The sequence below is a fragment of the Buttiauxella noackiae genome (assembly GCF_000737905.1).
In the GTDB taxonomy this organism is placed as follows: domain Bacteria; phylum Pseudomonadota; class Gammaproteobacteria; order Enterobacterales; family Enterobacteriaceae; genus Buttiauxella; species Buttiauxella noackiae.
Genome location: NZ_JPRU01000001.1, coordinates 1,635,116 through 1,654,228 on the forward strand (window position 1 = coordinate 1,635,116; position 19,113 = coordinate 1,654,228).

Consider the following 19,113-nt stretch of genomic DNA (forward strand, 5'->3'; position numbering starts at 1 on the left):
TCTGGAGCGTTGATATGAATCGTATTTATCGTCTGGTTTGGAGCCGGAGCCGGAATGCACTCGTGGTCGCTTCGGAAACAACGAAAACGCGTAAGAAAGGTAAGGGTCGGGCAGCTCAAAGCACACTTCTTAGCGCCAGTTTGCTGCTCTCAGCCGCTCCCGTTTTGGCTGACGATATCAACTGGGCCGATGCCTACCCCTCTTACGGCTTCCCTATCCTGACTAATTACGACCAGGTGATAAATACCGGTTTTGCCTTCACGATCGATGCCAATGCCGCCACAAATCACTATATACCAGGCACCACGCTCAATATTCTTGGCCCTATTCCGCAAATAGCGCCAGGGGTTAACGGCAGCGCGACTCAGGTTCTGGTGCGAAATGGGTTAATCGACAGTACCGGCCCGGACGCAGGCCGTATCACATCGATTATCGCCACCGATTCCCAGGGCAATAACACGCCGATAACTTCGGCAAACATTGATTCATTTAGCTATTCCACTAACCCTTCAACGCCGCAGCAAAATCAGGAACTCAATGTAGAAGTGCCAGGGCTTGAAGGCAGTTATTCGGTTATTAAGGTTTATGATTCCAGTACCTTTGCAGCTCCTGGCACCTCGCTGGTGGGGGATCTGCCGCTAAGCGTGTTCGATCCCAACTCGTTTCGTATCTATAACAATTTTGGCATTGTAGATATCGCCCCTACCGGTGGCACCGCCAATATTAATATTGGTGCCAATACCACAGGAACAACGCCGATATCCGCGACAACGAATACTATCGAACTGATGGCGAAAAACTCAACGCTTGCCCGCGCGCAAGGGACAAGCAGCGCGAATAGCAACGTGAATTGGCTGTCCGATAACTACATTCACTTTATTCCAGCCTCTGTGATTTCAACTGACTTGCAAGGCCAGACGGCAGTCAGCTCCGAATACAGCGACAGCATTACGCTTCCCAATTACATTCAGGTTAGACAGCAGGTCGTTTTGAATCCCACCCAACCGAACATCACATTTAACATTAATTCGGCACAAGATATTGCGACGGTGAATGATTTCTTGTTGGGGCAAGGCGCTTATGCAGGCCGTCAAAGCCAGGTTCAACTCTGGTTAACCGGTGGAGTACAACTTCCTCCGGCCTATGGCAGCGTAGTCATTGATTCCAGCACCATCGCGCAAAACACCTACAACGGCATTATTCAAAAGTTGCTCAATGCGGAAGTACAAAACCGCGTTAATTTGACTTATCACGTCTGGGAAGATGGTCAATCGCACACTAATAACGCCACGCTAGGTACTGGCAATCTCGATATTATTTATGCCACGGGTACGAATGCATCCGGCACTGTCACTTCTCAGGGTAGCCTTGCTGTAGACGGTGCCTCCGCCATCATGCGCGGCGATACGGGAGCCGTACTGACCAACAACGGTAATATCAATATCTGGAGCAGTTCCAGTGCCAGCCCAACGGGAGTTGGGATGCGTGCGAATAATGCTACAGCTCTGAATACCGGAACCATTAATGCCGGTCTGTTCCTTGAAAAAGATGAATCAAACCAAAATGTGCATAACCAGGGCAGCGTAGGTATCAAGGGTGATGGTGCCAGCACACTAACTAACACCGGCTTTATTAACGTCGCTTTAACGGACGGTAGTTCTGCAAATGCGGTAGGTCTTCAGGCTCAGGGAACGTCAAACGCAAACAATAGTGGCTCAATTGCCGTGGTCGGCAACAGTTTTAATGCCGATGGGCGTGCCTCAGGTTACGCCGTGGATATTGCCGATGCGGCCACCTTCACCAACGCCAGCACAGGGAATATATATATCGGTAGTACGCCGATAACGCTCAGCAAAACCTATACCCCTGTAGTGATGGTGGGAGGTGCACAGCAGTCGGCAGGCATTCATAACAAAAGTAGCGGAACCGTCACCAATAATGGAACCATTACACTAGGATCCCTGACTCGCAACGCCGTCGGGATTCTGGTTGATGGCGCAACCGGCGCGGTGACCAACAATGGCACCATTAATGTACTCGGGCAGTTAGCGGGTGGCGCTGCCGCACCCAACTACGGATTATCGGTCATCAATACCAGCAATGTGACCAACACTGGCCGAATAAACGTTTACGGTGATAACAACGCGGCTATTAATGTCCTCGCCTCTACCCAGTCAGCCGTGATCAATTCTACTGCTGCCGGTGTCATCACTGTGGGTGCCGCTGGTGATACCGGCGGGAGTGACAACAATCCAGTAACCTATCGCAACTACGCGGTATTTGCTGAAGGGGTGCAGGGGTTCCAGGCAACTGCAAATATCGACTCTGATATAAACCTGTATGCCGCTGGCGCCATTGGGGCTCATGCCCGCGGAAGCGCAACCATCAATGTCCAATCGGACGCATCCCTGACCTTTAATAACACCAACCAAATTGGTTATTACGCTTACGGTCAGGATGCTGAAATTAATCTTGCCAACGCGGTGATTAACGACAACGGTCAGGCGCATTCCACACTGTTTTTAATCGACCATGGTGCGACCTTTGATGGTAATTCAGGAACGGGTGGCGCGTATCGGTTAACCGTCACTGGTGATAACTCCATTGGCGTATTTGCTCACGGACGCGATGATGGACCTGATGGCCAATTAAATACCAGCGATGATGTCCCTTCTGCGCTCGATACCGGTACGGCAACCATCACGGTAGATGGTGAAAATGCAGTGGGTGTGAAAGTGGCTGGTGGGGCGACGGGAACAATTAACAACGGCGGGATTATACTGGATCACAACAACACTACAGGTGTCGTGGTCGACGGACGCATTTACACCATTGATGGCAATATTGGTTCGGCGAATGATGCGCTCACCACTCTGGTTAATTCTAATGTCGCGCTTGTTTCTGGCATTTTGCAAAGCGGCATTACTGGCTACGATGTCTCTTATAAAGGACAGGTCACACTCAATGGGGCGGGCATTAACCTCAACGGGAATGGTAGCACTGGCTTGCGTTTGCATAACGGCGGTATCGGCGTCAACAATGCCCCGATTAATGTTTCGGGTGCAAATAACATCGGTGTAGATATTCAGAACCAGGGCACGCTGACCAACACACGGAATATCAACGTCTCCGGGACGGCAGGCAGTGGCAATGTCGGCGTTAAAGTACAAGGCGCAGGAGCGCAAGTGGCGCAACTGGGCAACGTCACCGCGGATGGCGGCCTGGCCGCAGTACAGCTGATTGATAACGGCGCAACGCTTAACATTAATGGTACCGGGAACCACATTACCGCCAGCAACGGTGCGGACGGTATTCGAATGGATGTGGGAGCAACTTCACTTACCGCCAACAACACCTTGATTGATATTTCTGGCAGCGGAGCCGGGATTAACAATAACGCTGCCACCTCAAATATCAATTTGAATAATGTCACCATTAACGCGTCCAATGGCCCCGCAATCCGCACGGCGGTGACCTTCGCTGCGGAAGGCGCTGGCAATATTCTCAATGTTTCAGGAAGCGGAGCAGGCTTTGCGTTTGAACAAGCCAATGGCAGCAACACCACGGGCAATCTTTCTATCGGTACCGGTTACACCATCAATGTTACGGGGAGTACGGCTGCCAACGGTAACGGTATTCTGGCGAAAACCAATGGTACTGTGACCTCCGGTGCCAACATCACGGTAGGTGCTAACGGAGGTGCTGCGATTTCAGCGGTCGATGCCAGCGCGGTCACCAACAACGGTAATATTCAGACCAGCGGAGGGGTAAACAGCAGCGTTCTGGCCAATAACGCTGCCGCCTTTACCAATACCGGAACCATTAATTCCACCAGCACCTCCAATGCTCAACCGCTCATCCGTATCAACGGCAGTGCGGCAACACGTACCATTCTCAATAGCGGTACCCTGTCCGATAGCAGCCAGAATTCGGTGGTCATTGATGCCAGCGGCAGCGCCAACAATACCATCACCAATCAGGGCAACCTGAGTGCCGCCAGTAATACCGCGACGGCGATTCTGTCCGGTAGCGGCAACGATATCATTACCCTGAACGGAGGAGCCACAACCGGGCAGATTACTGCGGGAAGCGGTACCGACACCTTCACCTGGAACAACGGTACGTTTAACGGTGCGGTAGATTTCACCGGATCCGATGGCAATGATAAAGCGCAGATAGGCAACGTCGATCTGGGCAATACCCTGCATCTTCTGAGTGAAGGCGGGAGTAACAATCAGCTTACGCTGACAGACACCCATTTATGGGAAGGCGGCACAGGCCCTGCTCTGATTGGCTCGTTAAGTGCTGATAACCAGCCTACCGCAACCAATATTGGCAGCGGCTGGAGCAATCTGACGATAAGTGGAACCCAGGCCGATGTGCGTGTGGTAAACAATCTTGTGTTATCCGGCACTCCTGTTATTACCGTTACCGGCGGCGGGACATTACGCACGGGCGACAACCTGGTGACACCGAGTAACGCCAGCATCAATAACTACAACGTCACCACCAGTGGTGCTGATAGCAGTGTTATTTTTGATGGCACATCCATCTCTCAGTTGTATACCGGGATAGTCAGCGGAACAGGCGGGCTTGAACGGGCTGGGGGCGGAACAACCATTCTGACAGGTGAAAACAGTTATACGGGCAACACGGTTATTGATAATGGAGGCACGCTACAACTCGGCACAGGCGGCACGGCAGGTGCCCTTTCGCCAGCCACCAATATTCTTGATAACGGCATTTTTATTATCAACCAGTCCGATACGGTTAACCTGGGCGGTGTAATCTCTGGCAGCGGCGAATTCCATCAGAATGGCACCGGTGTCACGCGGTTAAGCGGGGCTAATTCATATCAGGGTGCCACTCAGGTCAATGCGGGGACGCTGTTGGTCAATGGCAATCAGTCTGCCGCGATTGGGGATACCACCGTAGGAGCCAATGCCACACTGGGTGGTAAAGGCACCATTGGCGGAAACGTCATCTTCACCGGTTCGACCTTATCGCCGGGTGATGGCGGCACAGGCACCCTTACCATTAATGGCAATCTTTCACTTTCCCCAAACACCAATAGCCAGTTTGAGCTGGGGCTGCCGTTTACTTCCGGTGGCGCACTCAACGATTTAGTGATTGTGAACGGCAATTTGAAGCTGGATGGAAATCTCAATGTCACGACCTCTGCGGGAGGTATTTTTGCTCCTGGCGTCTATCGCCTGTTTAACTACACCGGAACACTCGATAATCAGGGGTTGGATATAGCGTCACTCCCGCCGGGAAACTCCTCTATTTATTACATTCAAACCACCCTGCCCAAGCAGGTAAACCTGGTCCAGGGTTTCTCATCAGAAACCGTTAATCTGCAGTTCTGGGATGGAGATGATGCTTCCAAGCATGGCTCCGATGGCATTCAAGGCAATGGCGTGGTGGATGGTGGGGATGGTATCTGGCGCACCGGTGTCGGTGTCAATGAGAACAAGTGGACCTTCTCAAATGGGGTTGGCAACGCCCCCTGGCAGCAGCAGGCGTTTGCCGTCTTCCAGGGCGCAAGCGGAGTTGTAGCGGTGAGCAATTCCAACGGCCCCGTGGTGACATCTGGAATGCAGTTTGATACTGACGGCTATCGGTTAACGGGCGGCGCACTCACTATAGCGCGTACCCTAAACCTGGTTCCCTCAATCAACTATGCAAGCCAGGGGGAAACTGCGGCTGATGCCTATTTTGTCATTCGTGTGGGTGCCGGTTCCAGCGGGGCTGATACTACCGCGATAATCAATACCGAGCTTCATCAGCAATCTGCTCTGGATACCCTGAAACTGATAAAACTCGACCCGGGCCGTCTGATTTTAACCGGTAATAACGACTACGAAGGCGGGACCGAAATCTACGCTGGGACGCTTAACGTTTCATCAGATGCAAACCTCGGGCTGGCTGGCACATCTATCCTGATTAATAACGGCTCTACCCTACAAACTGGCGCGGATTACACCACTACGCGCCCTATTTTCCTCAGTGAAAATGGCGGCGGGCAGTTCGATCTTTATGGCCATACGTTCACACCGAATGGGGTGATTGGCGGGCTGGGTGGGCTGACGGTGAAAGATACATCAACTGGCACCGACGACAGCAATCTGGTGCTCAATAATGCGACGACATATCAGGGCGCAACCACCATCACCGGCAAAGATGGCACCGCACAAGTGGTGGTGAATGCCAATGTCACCGGAGCATTAGGCCCGGATGCCGGCGTGCTGACGGTGAACCATCAGGCCACTTTAAACTTCAATAACAGCGCGACTGCTCAGACGCATACCGTGGCGCTTGACGACGCAACGCTTAATTTCAACGATAACGCATCGGCGGCCAACAGCATTCTTAACGCTAATAACGGTGCGTTGATTCACCTCGGTGACACCGCTTCTGGCGGTGCGGCAGCGATTAATCTTGCTAGCGGAACGCAGCTTGATCTGGGCAATCAATCCAATGCGGGCAGTTCAACTGTCACCAACAATGGACTGGTGACTTTTGCTGATAATGCGCAAGCAGAAAATGCTGTGCTCGCCAACAATGCAGGCGGCGTGGTCAATCTTGCCAACTCCACCAACGGAACCACCATTGGCTCATTATCAGGCGCGGGCAATGTCGAACTAGAAGGCAAAACGCTCAGTGAAGGTTCGCTAAATCGTGATGATTTGCTTAGCGGCGTGATTAGCGGTGTCGGTGGCGCACTCAGCAAAATTGGTAACGGCATTTTGACGCTGACCGGTGCTAACACTTACACCGGCAACACCGCTGTGCAGCAAGGCACATTACTGGTGAACGGTAACCAACTGGCGGCAACGGGCGATGTGAATGTCAGCGCCCTATCCACTCTTGGCGGCGCAGGGGTTATTGGCGGAAAAGTAACGGTTGCCGATGACGGGCATCTTGCTGCGGGAGCCAATTTAGCAAGTGTCGGCGTATTGACCTTAGGCGGATTGACGCTGAATCAAAATTCCCAGGTAGATTTCCAGTTTGGGCAGTCGTTTACCGCAGGCGGCGCACTTAACGACCTGGTGAATATCAACGGCGATCTGAATCTCGATGGCAAGCTCAATATCGCGCAAACGCCCGGCGGGACCTTCGATGTGGGTATTTATCGCGTGTTTAACTACACCGGCAACCTGACGGACAACCTGATGGATATTGGCGTTGCGCCGGATGCTGCAGATGATTTGTATGTTCAGACTTCACTTGCCGGACAGGTCAACCTGGTCAATCGCACCGGCGTAATTCTGCGTTTCTGGGATGGCGAGCTTTCCGCATCCAAAAATAACAGCGAGATTAACGGCGGGAACGGTGTCTGGCAAAACAGCGCGGGGAATGACAACTGGTCAACCGATGTCACCACGCCAGATGGTCGTTTCAATGCGCCCTTTAGCGATGGTTCGTTTGCCGTATTTGGCGGCGAGAAAGGCACGGTCACAGTGGATAACAGCCTCGGAGAAGTGCGTGTCAGTGGAATGCAGTTTGCCACCGATGGCTACGTCATTAACGACGGAACCATCACCACCAATACCGCGGATACACAAATCCGCGTGGGGGATGGCACCGCGCCTGGCGCAAATTACATCGCCACGATTAACTCGGTTATCGCGGGTAGCGGCGGTATTAATAAAACTGACATCGGCACCCTACTGCTTAACGGCAACAATACCTATGCAGGCGGCACGACTGTCAGCGGCGGCACATTGCAGGTTTCCAGCGATAGCAACCTCGGTCTGGCGGGAACGGGGATTACGCTGAACGGCGGCACATTCCGCTACGGCGCAGCGTTCAATACCCCACGCGCGGTGACGCTTGCCGCAAACGGCGGCACCATCGATACCAATGGCAATAACGCAACGTTGCTCAGTTCAGTCGGCGGCAGCGGTGCGTTAACCAAAACCGGACTCGGCACGTTAACGCTCAGCCAGGACAGCACTTACACCGGCGATACCACCATCAGCGCCGGTAATCTGCAACTGGGTAATGGCGGAACCAGCGGCAGCGTTATCGGCAATATTATTGATAACAGCGTGCTGCAAATTAACCGCTCCAATACCCTGACGCTGGGCGGCAATATTTCCGGCACGGGCCAACTCTGGCAGCAAGGTTCTGGCACCACGATTCTTGCGGGTAACAATAATTACCAGGGTATTACGCTGGTAGAAAGTGGCACGCTGAAAGCTCAGGGCGCTAATAAATTCAGCGCAGTATCAGCACATATCGTCAGCAGCGGCGCGACGCTGGATACCGGCGGCGATAACCAGAACGTTGGATCACTGGCAAACCAGGGAACAGTGAATCTACGTGGCGGCGATGTGGGATCAACCCTGACGGTCAACGGGGATTATGTCGGGCTTAACGGCGTGCTGAAAATTGCCGCACAGCAACACAGCCCCGGAGTTGCTGACCGTTTAGTCATCAACGGTGGTACCGCAACGGGAAGAACATTGCTGAATATTGACGTCAGCCAGCTTGGTGAACAGACCGATGGCAACGGCATCGCGGTGGTAGAAGCGATTAACGGCGCAACCACTACAGCGCAAACCACCAAAGATGCGTTCACTATTGGGGCTGACCATCTTGAAGCAGGTGCCTGGGAATACCGTCTGTTTGCCGGAGATGCTCAGGGACAAGGCGAAGACTGGTTCCTGCGCACCAGCTATCGCCCTGAAGTGCCGATCTTTACCACCGTCGCATCAACCATTCGCCAGGCAGATTTAGCGGTTCTGGGCACATTGCACCAACGCGTGGGCGACGAGCAGCCGTGGAATACCACCGTGGCGCAGGATAATGACCAGCGTTTCTGGGCGCGCTATATCACGCAGTCCACTCACCAGTCGTTTAATGATGCCACCGGCTCGCAGGCCGATTCGCAAATTAACGGCATGCAGATTGGTTTCGATTTATATGTTGATGAAAACTGGCGTGCCGGGATGTACACCTCGATTGTCGACAACGACACCAGCATTCAGGGGGCAAACTCCGGGGGTTACGGTACGGCAGGTTATAACTCTACCCTGTCGACCTATGTCGGCGGTTATGCGACTTACACCGCACAAAGCGGATTCTACGTCGATAACGTGTTGCAGTACGGCAATCACAACATTGATTTGAAGAACGGCCAAAATCAAAATACTTACAGCCCGGATGGCAACAGCTTTATCGCCTCGGTTGAAACGGGTTACCCGATTTTGTTTGGCGATACCACCTGGTTTATCGAACCGCAGGCGCAGCTCATCTGGCAGCACAGCGATTTTGACAGCGTGATTCTGGAAGGCGATGCGAAAACGCGTGCGTCCATTGATGCCGACGACGCGATTATTGGCCGCATTGGCGCACGTCTGGGCGCTGAATATGAAACTGGTGTCGGCAAAGTGAAACCTTACGTGCGGGTGAATTTGTGGCAACAGCTTTCCGACGGTCAGGATAACGCAACGTTTGAAAACACCACCAATAACGCTGGCAAATCCGTATTAACGGCGGATCAGCAATACAGCAGCACGGAAGCCGCGGTGGGTGCCACCTGGACTATCGCCAAAAATGCCGAAGCCTATACGGAAATCGGTAAAACCTGGAGCAACGGCGGCAGCGATACCAGCATCAGTAATGATTTTGGTGGATCGATTGGTATGAAAATACGTTTCTAAGAGTAAAGAAATTAAGCTGTGGCCGTTAATTCATTCTTTGCTTTAACACTATTTCATTCATGTTACGCAAGTGCAGAAGAAACGCATAACCTTAAATCTGGGATCACCACGGTTGTTTGGTTATTTTTTTGTCACAAGTAGCCCCTTGGGAAATGGCTTTAGTGGAGTCAAATATGGCGATCGGTTTCTTGTCTTTCCGTACTCGCATCACCTTGCTGACAGGGCTGATACTGGCCAGCCCGCTATGCTTTTCTGCTGACGGCAACCTCATCAAGCAACGCGCCAATGCCGTTCTCTCGCTAATGAGTTACACGGTCATACCTGATATTACCGCCAGCGACCTGAATATCGGCAGCGGCACGAATGAGAAAAACTCGCTTTCAATTACACAGTTTGGTGGCGGCGCAACGCTCAGTGAGTCTGTGCCGATTTACCTGGAAGGAACTCTCGGTTACAGCAGGTACGATCCCCAATTCGTTTTCTCAGATGGGAATGAGAGCCGTAAAATCCCAGTCAAATGGAACAGCCTGACCGCAACCGGTGGCATAGGCTGGGACATCAATCTGAACAAGGACAGATGGGGAGGTAATCTGGTGTTACGCCCTATCGCAAACTTTACGCTGGGTACGATGGCCAGTGATTTGCGTATCGGCGCATTTGCTTTGGAACAGTATAAAGATGCGGACTTTAAGTTTCTTGATGGCGGGCGTCTCAATGCTTATGGGCTGGGTGGATCCATGATGCTCGATTACGAATTATTCTCCAAAACCCAGGATATCGATGCAGAACTTCGTTACTCGTGGCAGAAACTGCAAAGTTTCTCCAGTAGCTCATTCGCGGTATCGGGGCATGCTTATGCAGATAACCTGGGGTTATATCTGCGTCGCCGCGCCCCAATTTTTGACTGGACGTTGTTGGGGAAACCTGTTCGCTATGTGATGGAAGGTGCACGTACCGAATACCTGGGAAGCCAGCGTGGCCTGCTCGGATTTGACAGTCTTAATTCACTAGGTCTGGGGCTTGAGTTAGACAGTAGCAAATACGATGTAGTGATAAGCCGCACGCGTCTGGTTGCTCGTTATATGTTTGGCAATAATACGACGGGTTACGGTATAGGTTTGGCGATGAGTTTTTGAAAGGAATTAACTTCCCTTGGCATGGCATTAAAATGGTTATGTTTTGTCATCCTGCTTATTTTTTTCAATGTGTAGTAACACAGCAAATTTAGCCACCTGATTAAAGGTGATATTCTCATCTCAACATAAAACAGGTGACTTAATGAACAAGAAAACTAAGCGTACTTTCACCCATGAGTCAGGCTTGAATATGCACAGTTGATTGTTGATAACCTCAGAAATTGGCGGTGGTACAGCGCAAAACTGGACAATGAAGTCAGAACACCGCTATGACAGCTATTGACAGAAAAGTTGCATAAACAGGAATGTTGACGAGGATGAGCTATTCAGCATTAGCGTGGGAGAGCGAGCATTCCTTGATAGTATTTCGCAATAATCTCATTCATCTTTTCAATTATATCCGGCGTTTAAATACCATATGTGTGGTCCCCTTCTGACAGAACCGAATGCTGAAGAACTCATCCTCTTCACTGGGCATGATCAGTATGTCGGGAGATCTCTAAATGTGAATGGTGCGGATTGCACAGATACTTAAATTACGTTAAAAACAAATATAAATATTTTCTTATTATAAAAAATGCATTTTTCCAGAGATCTTTTTCAGAAAATATATCAAACATCACCTTAGTATCAACAACCCACATAGAACATTCAGTTTCACATTGAATAAAATGGTTCAAGTTTGAATCACATACATGTCCCAAACCAATAATCGCAGGTGCTTTAATATAATTAGTCAACATCCCATCATCAACTCGATGAAGTGTAATCATGCCTTTTTTAAGAAACGCCACCTGATTGTCTTGTATGAGATCTATACTCTGGCCATTCTTTTTAATCACCAGAAATGAATCCTGCGACTTCACTATTTCATTACCAATGACTTTTATTGCGTGTTTAACATCCGATTGAAATCTCATATTCTAAGTGCTCCATTAATAATTTTGAGTTTTCAAGACAAGATAAGTGCAAACTTACTACTATTACTATAGAGCAATGAACAAACGTTATAATTCGTGCGTGGGATTCCGGTGGTAAAACGAACAAATTATATAACTAACCCCCTACGGCATAGGCTACCGGAGGTTACAAATGTGTAAACCAACGAATATCCTGGTGCCAAAGGTTCCGAATGCGTTGTAGCAATGTTATGAATTCTTAGTCAAATAGCTCTATATTTAATTTAAAATGGTGATAACTCAGATAACTCTATTTTCTACCAAATTAAAATACAGAACATGGTTCTGACAAACTCAATAACCTTGTTTCTCTTTATATACTTCAATTGCCTTTTCTAACACTTCAACAAGCTTAAGGCCTTCATTCTCAGCGATAGCACGAATGTCATGATCGAAGATGGGCGTGACTCTTGTAGCAAACGCAAGAGTTCTATGCGTTTTTTGGGCTGTTCTTCCATCACGTTTCAAATGGCCAGTGGTAGTCTCATTATTGGCTTTTGCCAATGGAGTATAACACTTTATTGGTACCTCACCTGAGGTTGAAGGTAGTTCTAATATTGTTTCTGCCAGTTTAGCGGTATCTATCATAACAATATCCTTTTTATTAAAATGGTCCAGGCCATTCTTTCTCTTAAAGAAAATAGCAATTCGGATTATGTCGCTGATTATTGCTTTGCATTCATAATGCTAAAGCGTTGTTCACCAGGGAACAATCTCTTGGATTCCGAAAGTAATTCATTGAAATAATCTTTATCCCCCTCCATTTCTGCTATAACTAACCTTGAATAATAAACATTCACATCTGGGTGAATCAGAGAGTATTTTTTCGCCCATGTCTGAAACTGGGTTAATAACTCCCAATTACCAGTTTCATTAAATTTCATTAACTTACCAATATAATAGTCATACTCATAACGATCTTTCTGAAAGAAAACTTCAGTCCAGGATTTTAATAGTAGTGTCTGTTGCGTACTATTCCTCTCTACATATGTGAGTTTGTATTGAAGAAAATAGGCGTTAATTAATAGTAGAAGCAATACCAATGCAAATGCTGAGGTTATAATGCGCATCCCCCAACATATCGACAAATTAAACCTACAATAAATCATTGGCTTATCGCAACAACGTAATAGCAAAATCAATAACAACCAATGTGGTGCAGACTGGTAAAGTGGATATTCAGTCATCATATGGCAAATAATTGGTATCGGGAGTGATAATAGTGCGAGGTTTTTTTTCTCTTTCACCCGGGTGATCAGTTGCCATCCCCCTAAAACTATAAGGCTAATGCCCAAAAAACCGGCGATCCCCCCCTCTACCAACCATAATGCAATTTCATTATGTGGATGACTAATTGTCCGCTTCCCAACCCAAGAATCCACACCGCTAAAGTGGTGTAAATAATTATAATCAAAACTACCAACTCCCCATCCTAATAATGGTTTTTCATGGAGCATCAACAGGCAGTTGCGAAGGATGGACCAGCGAGTTAACGAGCTACTTATATGAGGTACGTTTGGTATATGATTAAAAAAACGAATAAAAAAACCACAAACCATACCGCATAACAGTGCTGAACAAAGTATCAGCACACGTCTTCGAACACCCCAATTAATTATTAAATTGTATAATATAACAAAAAATATTGCAATATAGCCACTCAGTGATTGGCAAAGCCATAATACACAACCCATTAACATAAGAAGAAATGAAATAATTATCATCTCATTTTTTCGATAACGATAATTAGAAAAAACACCAAGCCAAAAAGCTATCGCGACACCTGTTGCCAGGAAGCTTGCAAAAACATTAGCTTGCTGAAATATGGCATAGGTTCGAAGCGGGAAATTATCATTAAACTCCCACCATGTGGACAATACTGGCAAATGGAAGAATTGAATCAATGCGATAAAACACTCAAGTATTACACCGCATAAAATAGCCTTAAGCAAAATACTAATAGAATGATTATTAAATTTTATTTGTAGTAATAAGAGATAAAATACCCCTCCCCCGGATATTGCTCCCGCGCGCAAAAAAGCATCGTAACGCCATTGGGGCTGAGTAAATAAACACAACAACGAAAGGACAAATGATCCCAACAGAAAGTAGCATGCGGCAGACGATATCCGTACAAACCGACGACCAACAGGCCAAAGGCAAATTGTTAAAATTACGATAGCTACAGCTGACCATGCAAGAATGTTAAACGGCAAATTTAGCCCACTCCCGCCCATGTTTGCCTGGTAAATGTGAAGCAAAACGGCCCAATAACCGAATGCACAAAAAGCAAAAATATTACGGCGAGAAAAATTTCTTCTGGAAAAAATATTAATAATCATATTATTGATAATTAACAATATAATTGACTGATGACGTAAACTTGCCAACGTGAATAGCGCTATTTTTCAGCGCTTGAGGTTCGGCTTCAAGATAGGTGTTGAAAGTAATCTCCGCATTAGCCGTCGCCAGGTTTGTCGCGCTCGTCGGTTTATTTAACTGAATCGGCGTACCATTATTTTCTTCAAGTGCAATACCTACACCTGAGGCGCCACCTGCACCTTGAGGGGTAATTTTGAGATGATTGGGTAGAGCAAGATTCTCACTACCACTAAAGGTAACCGTAGCCGTCTTCATGACACTCGCATTGCAACTTTGCAAATGAATAACAAAAGGAATAGGTTTTGTCTTTTGAGACGAATACAAATCCCTGGTAGAAACCTGGTGAAAATCAATATCTGGCGTTCCTGGAGTAGGTATTGCAACACACGCTGGCGCAATTACACGCCCATGAAAGGTGATATTAGTCCCGGTAAAAACCCCCGTAGACCAGGCTGTTCCAGTCATGAATAGCGTAAGTATTATGGTTTTGAATGCTATGACTTTTTTCATGGTTAGCCTTACTGGAAATCAGCGATAACAGTTGCTGATGAGTCAAAATCCCCTTCAGGAATATTCGCTCCAGGCTTTGCAACAGGATACGCAATTAAATTCCAGTCGCCCTGATTATTTTGAAAACCGGTAAAAGGGACAAAAGTATTCGGTTTAACGATTTTTCCACTGGAATCGGTTAATTTAATAGCTAAATCTTTCCTATCAACCGTGCCCGTCGTTCCTAAATAGTTTGAATCAAAACTTGCAATACCTGCGGCTGCCGGTTGTATAGCCAGTTTAATACTGACATTACCCGAGGTAAAACTCCCTCCCGTGCAATTCACATGAATTGGAATATTTTGTGCATGCTGGCTACCATCAAGTGATTTATCATCATTTGGAATATCGCCGAAATTAACAGCAATAGGTTGACCATTATTGACAGTACATTTATCGGGGACGGTAATAATACCTGATTTTATCTGAACAATAGCCATAGCAGAAGTACCAAATCCTGCAGAATGATGTCCTGCACGGCCAAACAATTGCGCCACATTTACATTTTGGATCGACATACCATTAATGATTGGCTTAGTTATCTTAAATGTAACCCGAACTTTTGACCCAGTTGAGAAAGACCCCTGTTGAACAGGATTTCGGGAACTACACACGAAACCAGCATAATTATTAGAGGTACTGCCAAATGGTACCGTAAAGTATTGATTAACATGTCCTGCGATCCATACTTCAATTTTGACATCAATATAATCGTTGAGCTTAAGGTATCCTTGATTAAGAGTAGATGCCGTTAACCCTGGCGCTGTTGACATATAATATGTTGGCTCACCACTAAAATTTGCTCCATGGCAATTAAGTGTCGCACTATATATTCCTGTATCACTCACTGGCATCTCCACTGAGCTTCCGGGTGTATTCGCCGGGATATTAGATGTACCCAGAGTGTAAGCATACACATGCGCATTATTTGTTGTTATTTCACCAATAATTGTCGCATTGGCAATCGCAGGCAGCAATGAAAAACAGGTCATCAAGATCGCTTGCCATTTTTTTAATCTCATTCTCTGTTTTAATTTCATTGCATTGCTCCACAGCTTATGGTCTGGTAATTTAGTCCAACCCATATGGAACATGGTGCTGGATCTGGCATCATCTAAAATAAATGGCAAGCAGTGAATAAGCTTCGTTTACTTAGGCTGCTCTGATTCTGGTAGTGCTTTACATACATCACCTGCACAGCGATATAAACGCTCAGGATGGCCACCATAATCATTAACGTACATCACGGCAAAGTGTTCAATATTGCTAGCAATGAGAGGAAAGTTAATACTTGATTTAGGGGGAATCATTACACCATTAAAGTCAGTTAATTTCTCCCCACCTTCCTTGGTAATATTACGAGTCAAACCAATTAGTGTAATATAAAAAGGTGTTGGGTTTTCAGCTAGCATCTTGTTACCCTGCTTATGGTATATGACTTGATCCTGCCAAACCTCTTCATTGTTTTCTGGCACAATCCCTGCCGGGCGGTAGAAAAGTTTAATACGTGACTGCATAGCCAACTGTAATATATTCGGCTTGTCTGGTTTAGGTGGAATTTCTCTGACATTCAGATAAAACAAACTCTCACGATCTTGTGGTAGCGCATTTATACCGTCCGTTTTAGTGACTCGTATAACCCCTTTTTGCCCGCCATCAATACGTTGCAGTGGAGGCAAGACCAATAATGGCTCTGTAATTTTCTTGCCATTCGCATCCTCTACCCATGATTGAGCAAGAAAAGGAATATCACTATTTGTATTGGTTAAATTAGCACTGGCCGACTTTTCATCACCTTTAACTATAATACGCGTGCGATCTAAAGAAATACCCGCAAAGGCAGTATTCAGGGTCCAGACTGAAGCGAATAACCCAACTAAAGCATGACGGAAAGTTATCTTTAATTTCATTTCAAACCTCTATTTCTATTCGCAAGGCAATAAGTTTTTATCCTGCCCACGGTTAATTTTCGCCGGCACGTGAACATGGCATTGCGTTTTACCACTCCAGATTACATCGAGTTGTTCATCCGGTTTGACACCCGCGATATAAGCAAGACCGTTATCCATAATCATGGAAACACTTACACCATTTTCGTTATGTATCTCTGCACCAAAAGGAGGGGACAAACCTTCTTTTGTTCTTAGCACCGCCATTAATTTTTCTCCTTTTGCCACAGAGAAGTGTTCAAATCCAATGGCGCCTTCCGTTAAGGTTTTGGTAGTAATAGCTTGTGCGACTTCTACATCATCATCAATTGCATCAACATCAATTCTTGTGTCAAAACTTTGATAGCTGATAACGTCAGGCACAACACCGACGCCAAAAATATTGGTAGTCACTTTTTTATTATTCAATGGCACACCACTGACGCCATCGGTTCCGACCATAATTCGAGAAGAGTCATCCATTGAGCCACCATTATGTAAAGCCATGCCGTGGCGGGTGGCTGTAAAACTTCCCCTCATTGTGCCACCGACGGCAACATATTCATCCTGTTGGTAGCTAATGCTAGTATCAATATCCGCAACTTCCGAACGATGCATATAATAGCCATCAGCAGCGGCTTTACTGTTGGAATTAGAACCAGCCCGTAAGCGCCATAAATTATTATCATCATGATTATTACTGTATGACACCATATTGGTCGTATGCTGCCCAGAACTCGCCTGCATGTCGTAACCTAACCAACTGCTATTCCCCAATGGCATAGATAAGGAAAGCGCAACGCTATTATCATTTTTACCCTGATAATTAGAGCGGTATGTTGATAAATTAGCATTGACATCTACACCTAAAATATCGAATGCGCGGCTTATAGACAGCCCATAATGATTTTGTACACTTCTATCCCAATAATTTTGACGTGTATATGTCAAAAAAAGATTTACTGAACCCTTTGGCTCATCCGCCCACAATGTTGTATTACCCGTAAGGGTGTACATCTGTTTTTCACGGCCAATAGCCGTAGACGGCTGATAGCGTTCATTCATGTACTGGGAATAACTTCGGAATTTCTCCTGTGAGAAACGATAACCCGCAAAAGTTATTGCGCTATGAAGTTCATCAAAGGTTTTTGCATAGTTAAGCTTAAATGACATTCCTTGCTGTGCACGCTGGTCAGGTAATTTGCTTAGTGACTGAGTCACATCGGCTGATAACGCACCGAGCTGAGATAAATCACGCCCAATGCCTAGTGACCAGGCATTGTACTCATTTCCTGTAGCAAATAATCCGCCATACAATGAAACCGCATTGCTTAAACCCCAGGATAAATCACCTGTATAGAAAATCTTGCCTTCAGCCCGGTGTTGATATTGCAGAGCTTGACCGACTGACGTGTTATAGCGAATATAACCCGGACGTGTAAGATAAGGAATGGATGCGGTATTTACCTGGAATGTTGATACGCTCCCATTTTGCTCTTCTACTCTTACATCCAAAGTACCACGTACAGCGCTGCGTAAATCCTGGATATTAAATGGGCCAGCAGGCACTGTTGTTTCATAAATAACATGGCCATCCTGGCTAATCGTGACTTTAGCGTTACTTTTTGCTATTCCACGGACTTCGGGCGCATAGCCTTGTAAATCAGGCGGCAGCATTCTTTCATCACTGGCCATATTAGCCCCAATAAATCTGAAGCTATCAAATACTTGTGAGTTTAAATAATTTTCACCAACGGTTAATTTGGCAGCCATAGTAGGTAGCGGGCGAAAACCATAAATACGGGTCCAGTCAAAATTTCCTTCAGAGAAATTTGACTGATATTCACTACGAAAACGCCACGCGCCAAGGTTAACACCGGCTTGCCCATACGCTGAGGCACTCCCGTGGCTCTCATTGTAATCCAGTTGTTTAGATTGTTGCCCACTGACACTGTAATCAAAAATCAACCCATTCACGCCATCATCCCAGCGTTCAGGCGGTACCCAGTCAGGATCTGAATATTTCATCCACGCTTGAGGAATCGTTATATCCAGAATACCTTCGTGATTATTGATTTCTGTACCGGGAAGAGTTGATATATCAAAACAGGATGCATTTATTGTTTTAATTTTTTTGAGAGCATCTTCTTTTAACGCCAACGACTTAACTAAATCTTCAGATAAACAAGCTACAGAGCTTTTACTATCTTCCGGCGAAATAATATACGTTATCGTCTGCTGCGGTAATGGTTGATTATTCACCTTAACATCAAGTAAATAAGAACCTGGTAAGATATAGTTAGCCTCAGAAAAACGATTGAGATCAACGTTATCTCGGTCTTCTGCATCTAACACCGCGTAGTTGAATTCAACGGACTTACCTGCGATGACACATTGAGAATAGCAAAGCAAGGCAATTTGTATTGCCAGCGCTTTCATTTTCACCTTACATGAGAAGATCATATTATTACTCTGCGTATTTATCGTT

At 46.8% G+C, this 19,113-nt stretch carries 9 protein-coding genes and 2 pseudogenes; 3 read left to right on the plus strand and 8 right to left on the minus strand.

Annotated elements, in window-relative coordinates; translation table 11 throughout:
• Positions 1–14 precede the first annotated feature (14 nt).
• From IX31_RS07540 to IX31_RS23780, 3 genes and pseudogenes are all read left to right on the plus strand, one after another.
• Positions 15–9,671 (plus strand): autotransporter-associated beta strand repeat-containing protein, encoded by a 9,657-nt coding sequence (locus IX31_RS07540; RefSeq protein ID WP_072009416.1) that lies wholly within the window; start codon positions 15–17, stop codon positions 9,669–9,671.
• A 173-nt stretch (positions 9,672–9,844) separates the two neighbouring features.
• A complete protein-coding gene (locus IX31_RS07545; RefSeq protein WP_051880587.1) occupies positions 9,845–10,807 on the plus strand; it encodes a hypothetical protein in 963 nt (320 codons plus the stop codon).
• A 106-nt stretch (positions 10,808–10,913) separates the two neighbouring features.
• Positions 10,914–11,056: pseudogene (locus IX31_RS23780) on the plus strand (IS3 family transposase); the annotation flags it as partial.
• Between the two features lie 83 nt (positions 11,057–11,139).
• Here IX31_RS23780 and IX31_RS23585 read toward each other — a convergent pair.
• The 8 genes and pseudogenes from IX31_RS23585 to IX31_RS07580 form a co-directional block, all read right to left on the minus strand.
• Positions 11,140–11,273, minus strand: a pseudogene (locus tag IX31_RS23585) (DUF4942 domain-containing protein); the annotation flags it as partial.
• 70 nt (positions 11,274–11,343) lie between these two features.
• Positions 11,344–11,727, minus strand: a complete 384-nt coding sequence (locus tag IX31_RS07550) for a hypothetical protein (protein WP_034456758.1) — start codon at positions 11,725–11,727, stop codon at positions 11,344–11,346.
• 333 nt (positions 11,728–12,060) lie between these two features.
• On the minus strand, positions 12,061–12,354 hold the full coding sequence (locus IX31_RS07555) for a hypothetical protein (protein WP_122973991.1): 294 nt from the start codon (positions 12,352–12,354) through the stop codon (positions 12,061–12,063).
• Positions 12,355–12,431: 77 nt separating this feature from the next.
• Complete coding sequence (locus tag IX31_RS07560) at positions 12,432–14,156, minus strand: O-antigen ligase family protein (RefSeq protein WP_198528557.1); 1,725 nt, start codon at positions 14,154–14,156, stop codon at positions 12,432–12,434.
• The gene (locus IX31_RS07565; protein WP_034456761.1) at positions 14,110–14,658 is read right to left on the minus strand and encodes a fimbrial protein; all 549 of its coding nucleotides are present in this window, start codon (positions 14,656–14,658) and stop codon (positions 14,110–14,112) included. Before IX31_RS07565 ends, IX31_RS07560 begins: the two co-directional genes overlap by 47 nt.
• A gap of 8 nt (positions 14,659–14,666) precedes the next feature.
• Positions 14,667–15,737: a fimbrial protein gene (locus IX31_RS07570; protein ID WP_051880589.1), complete on the minus strand. Its 1,071-nt coding sequence runs from the start codon at positions 15,735–15,737 to the stop codon at positions 14,667–14,669.
• 108 nt (positions 15,738–15,845) lie between these two features.
• Positions 15,846–16,607: a fimbrial biogenesis chaperone gene (locus tag IX31_RS07575; protein ID WP_034456763.1), complete on the minus strand. Its 762-nt coding sequence runs from the start codon at positions 16,605–16,607 to the stop codon at positions 15,846–15,848.
• Positions 16,608–16,622: 15 nt separating this feature from the next.
• The gene (locus IX31_RS07580) at positions 16,623–19,088 is read right to left on the minus strand and encodes a fimbria/pilus outer membrane usher protein (RefSeq protein WP_034457241.1); all 2,466 of its coding nucleotides are present in this window, start codon (positions 19,086–19,088) and stop codon (positions 16,623–16,625) included.
• Positions 19,089–19,113 lie beyond the last annotated feature (25 nt).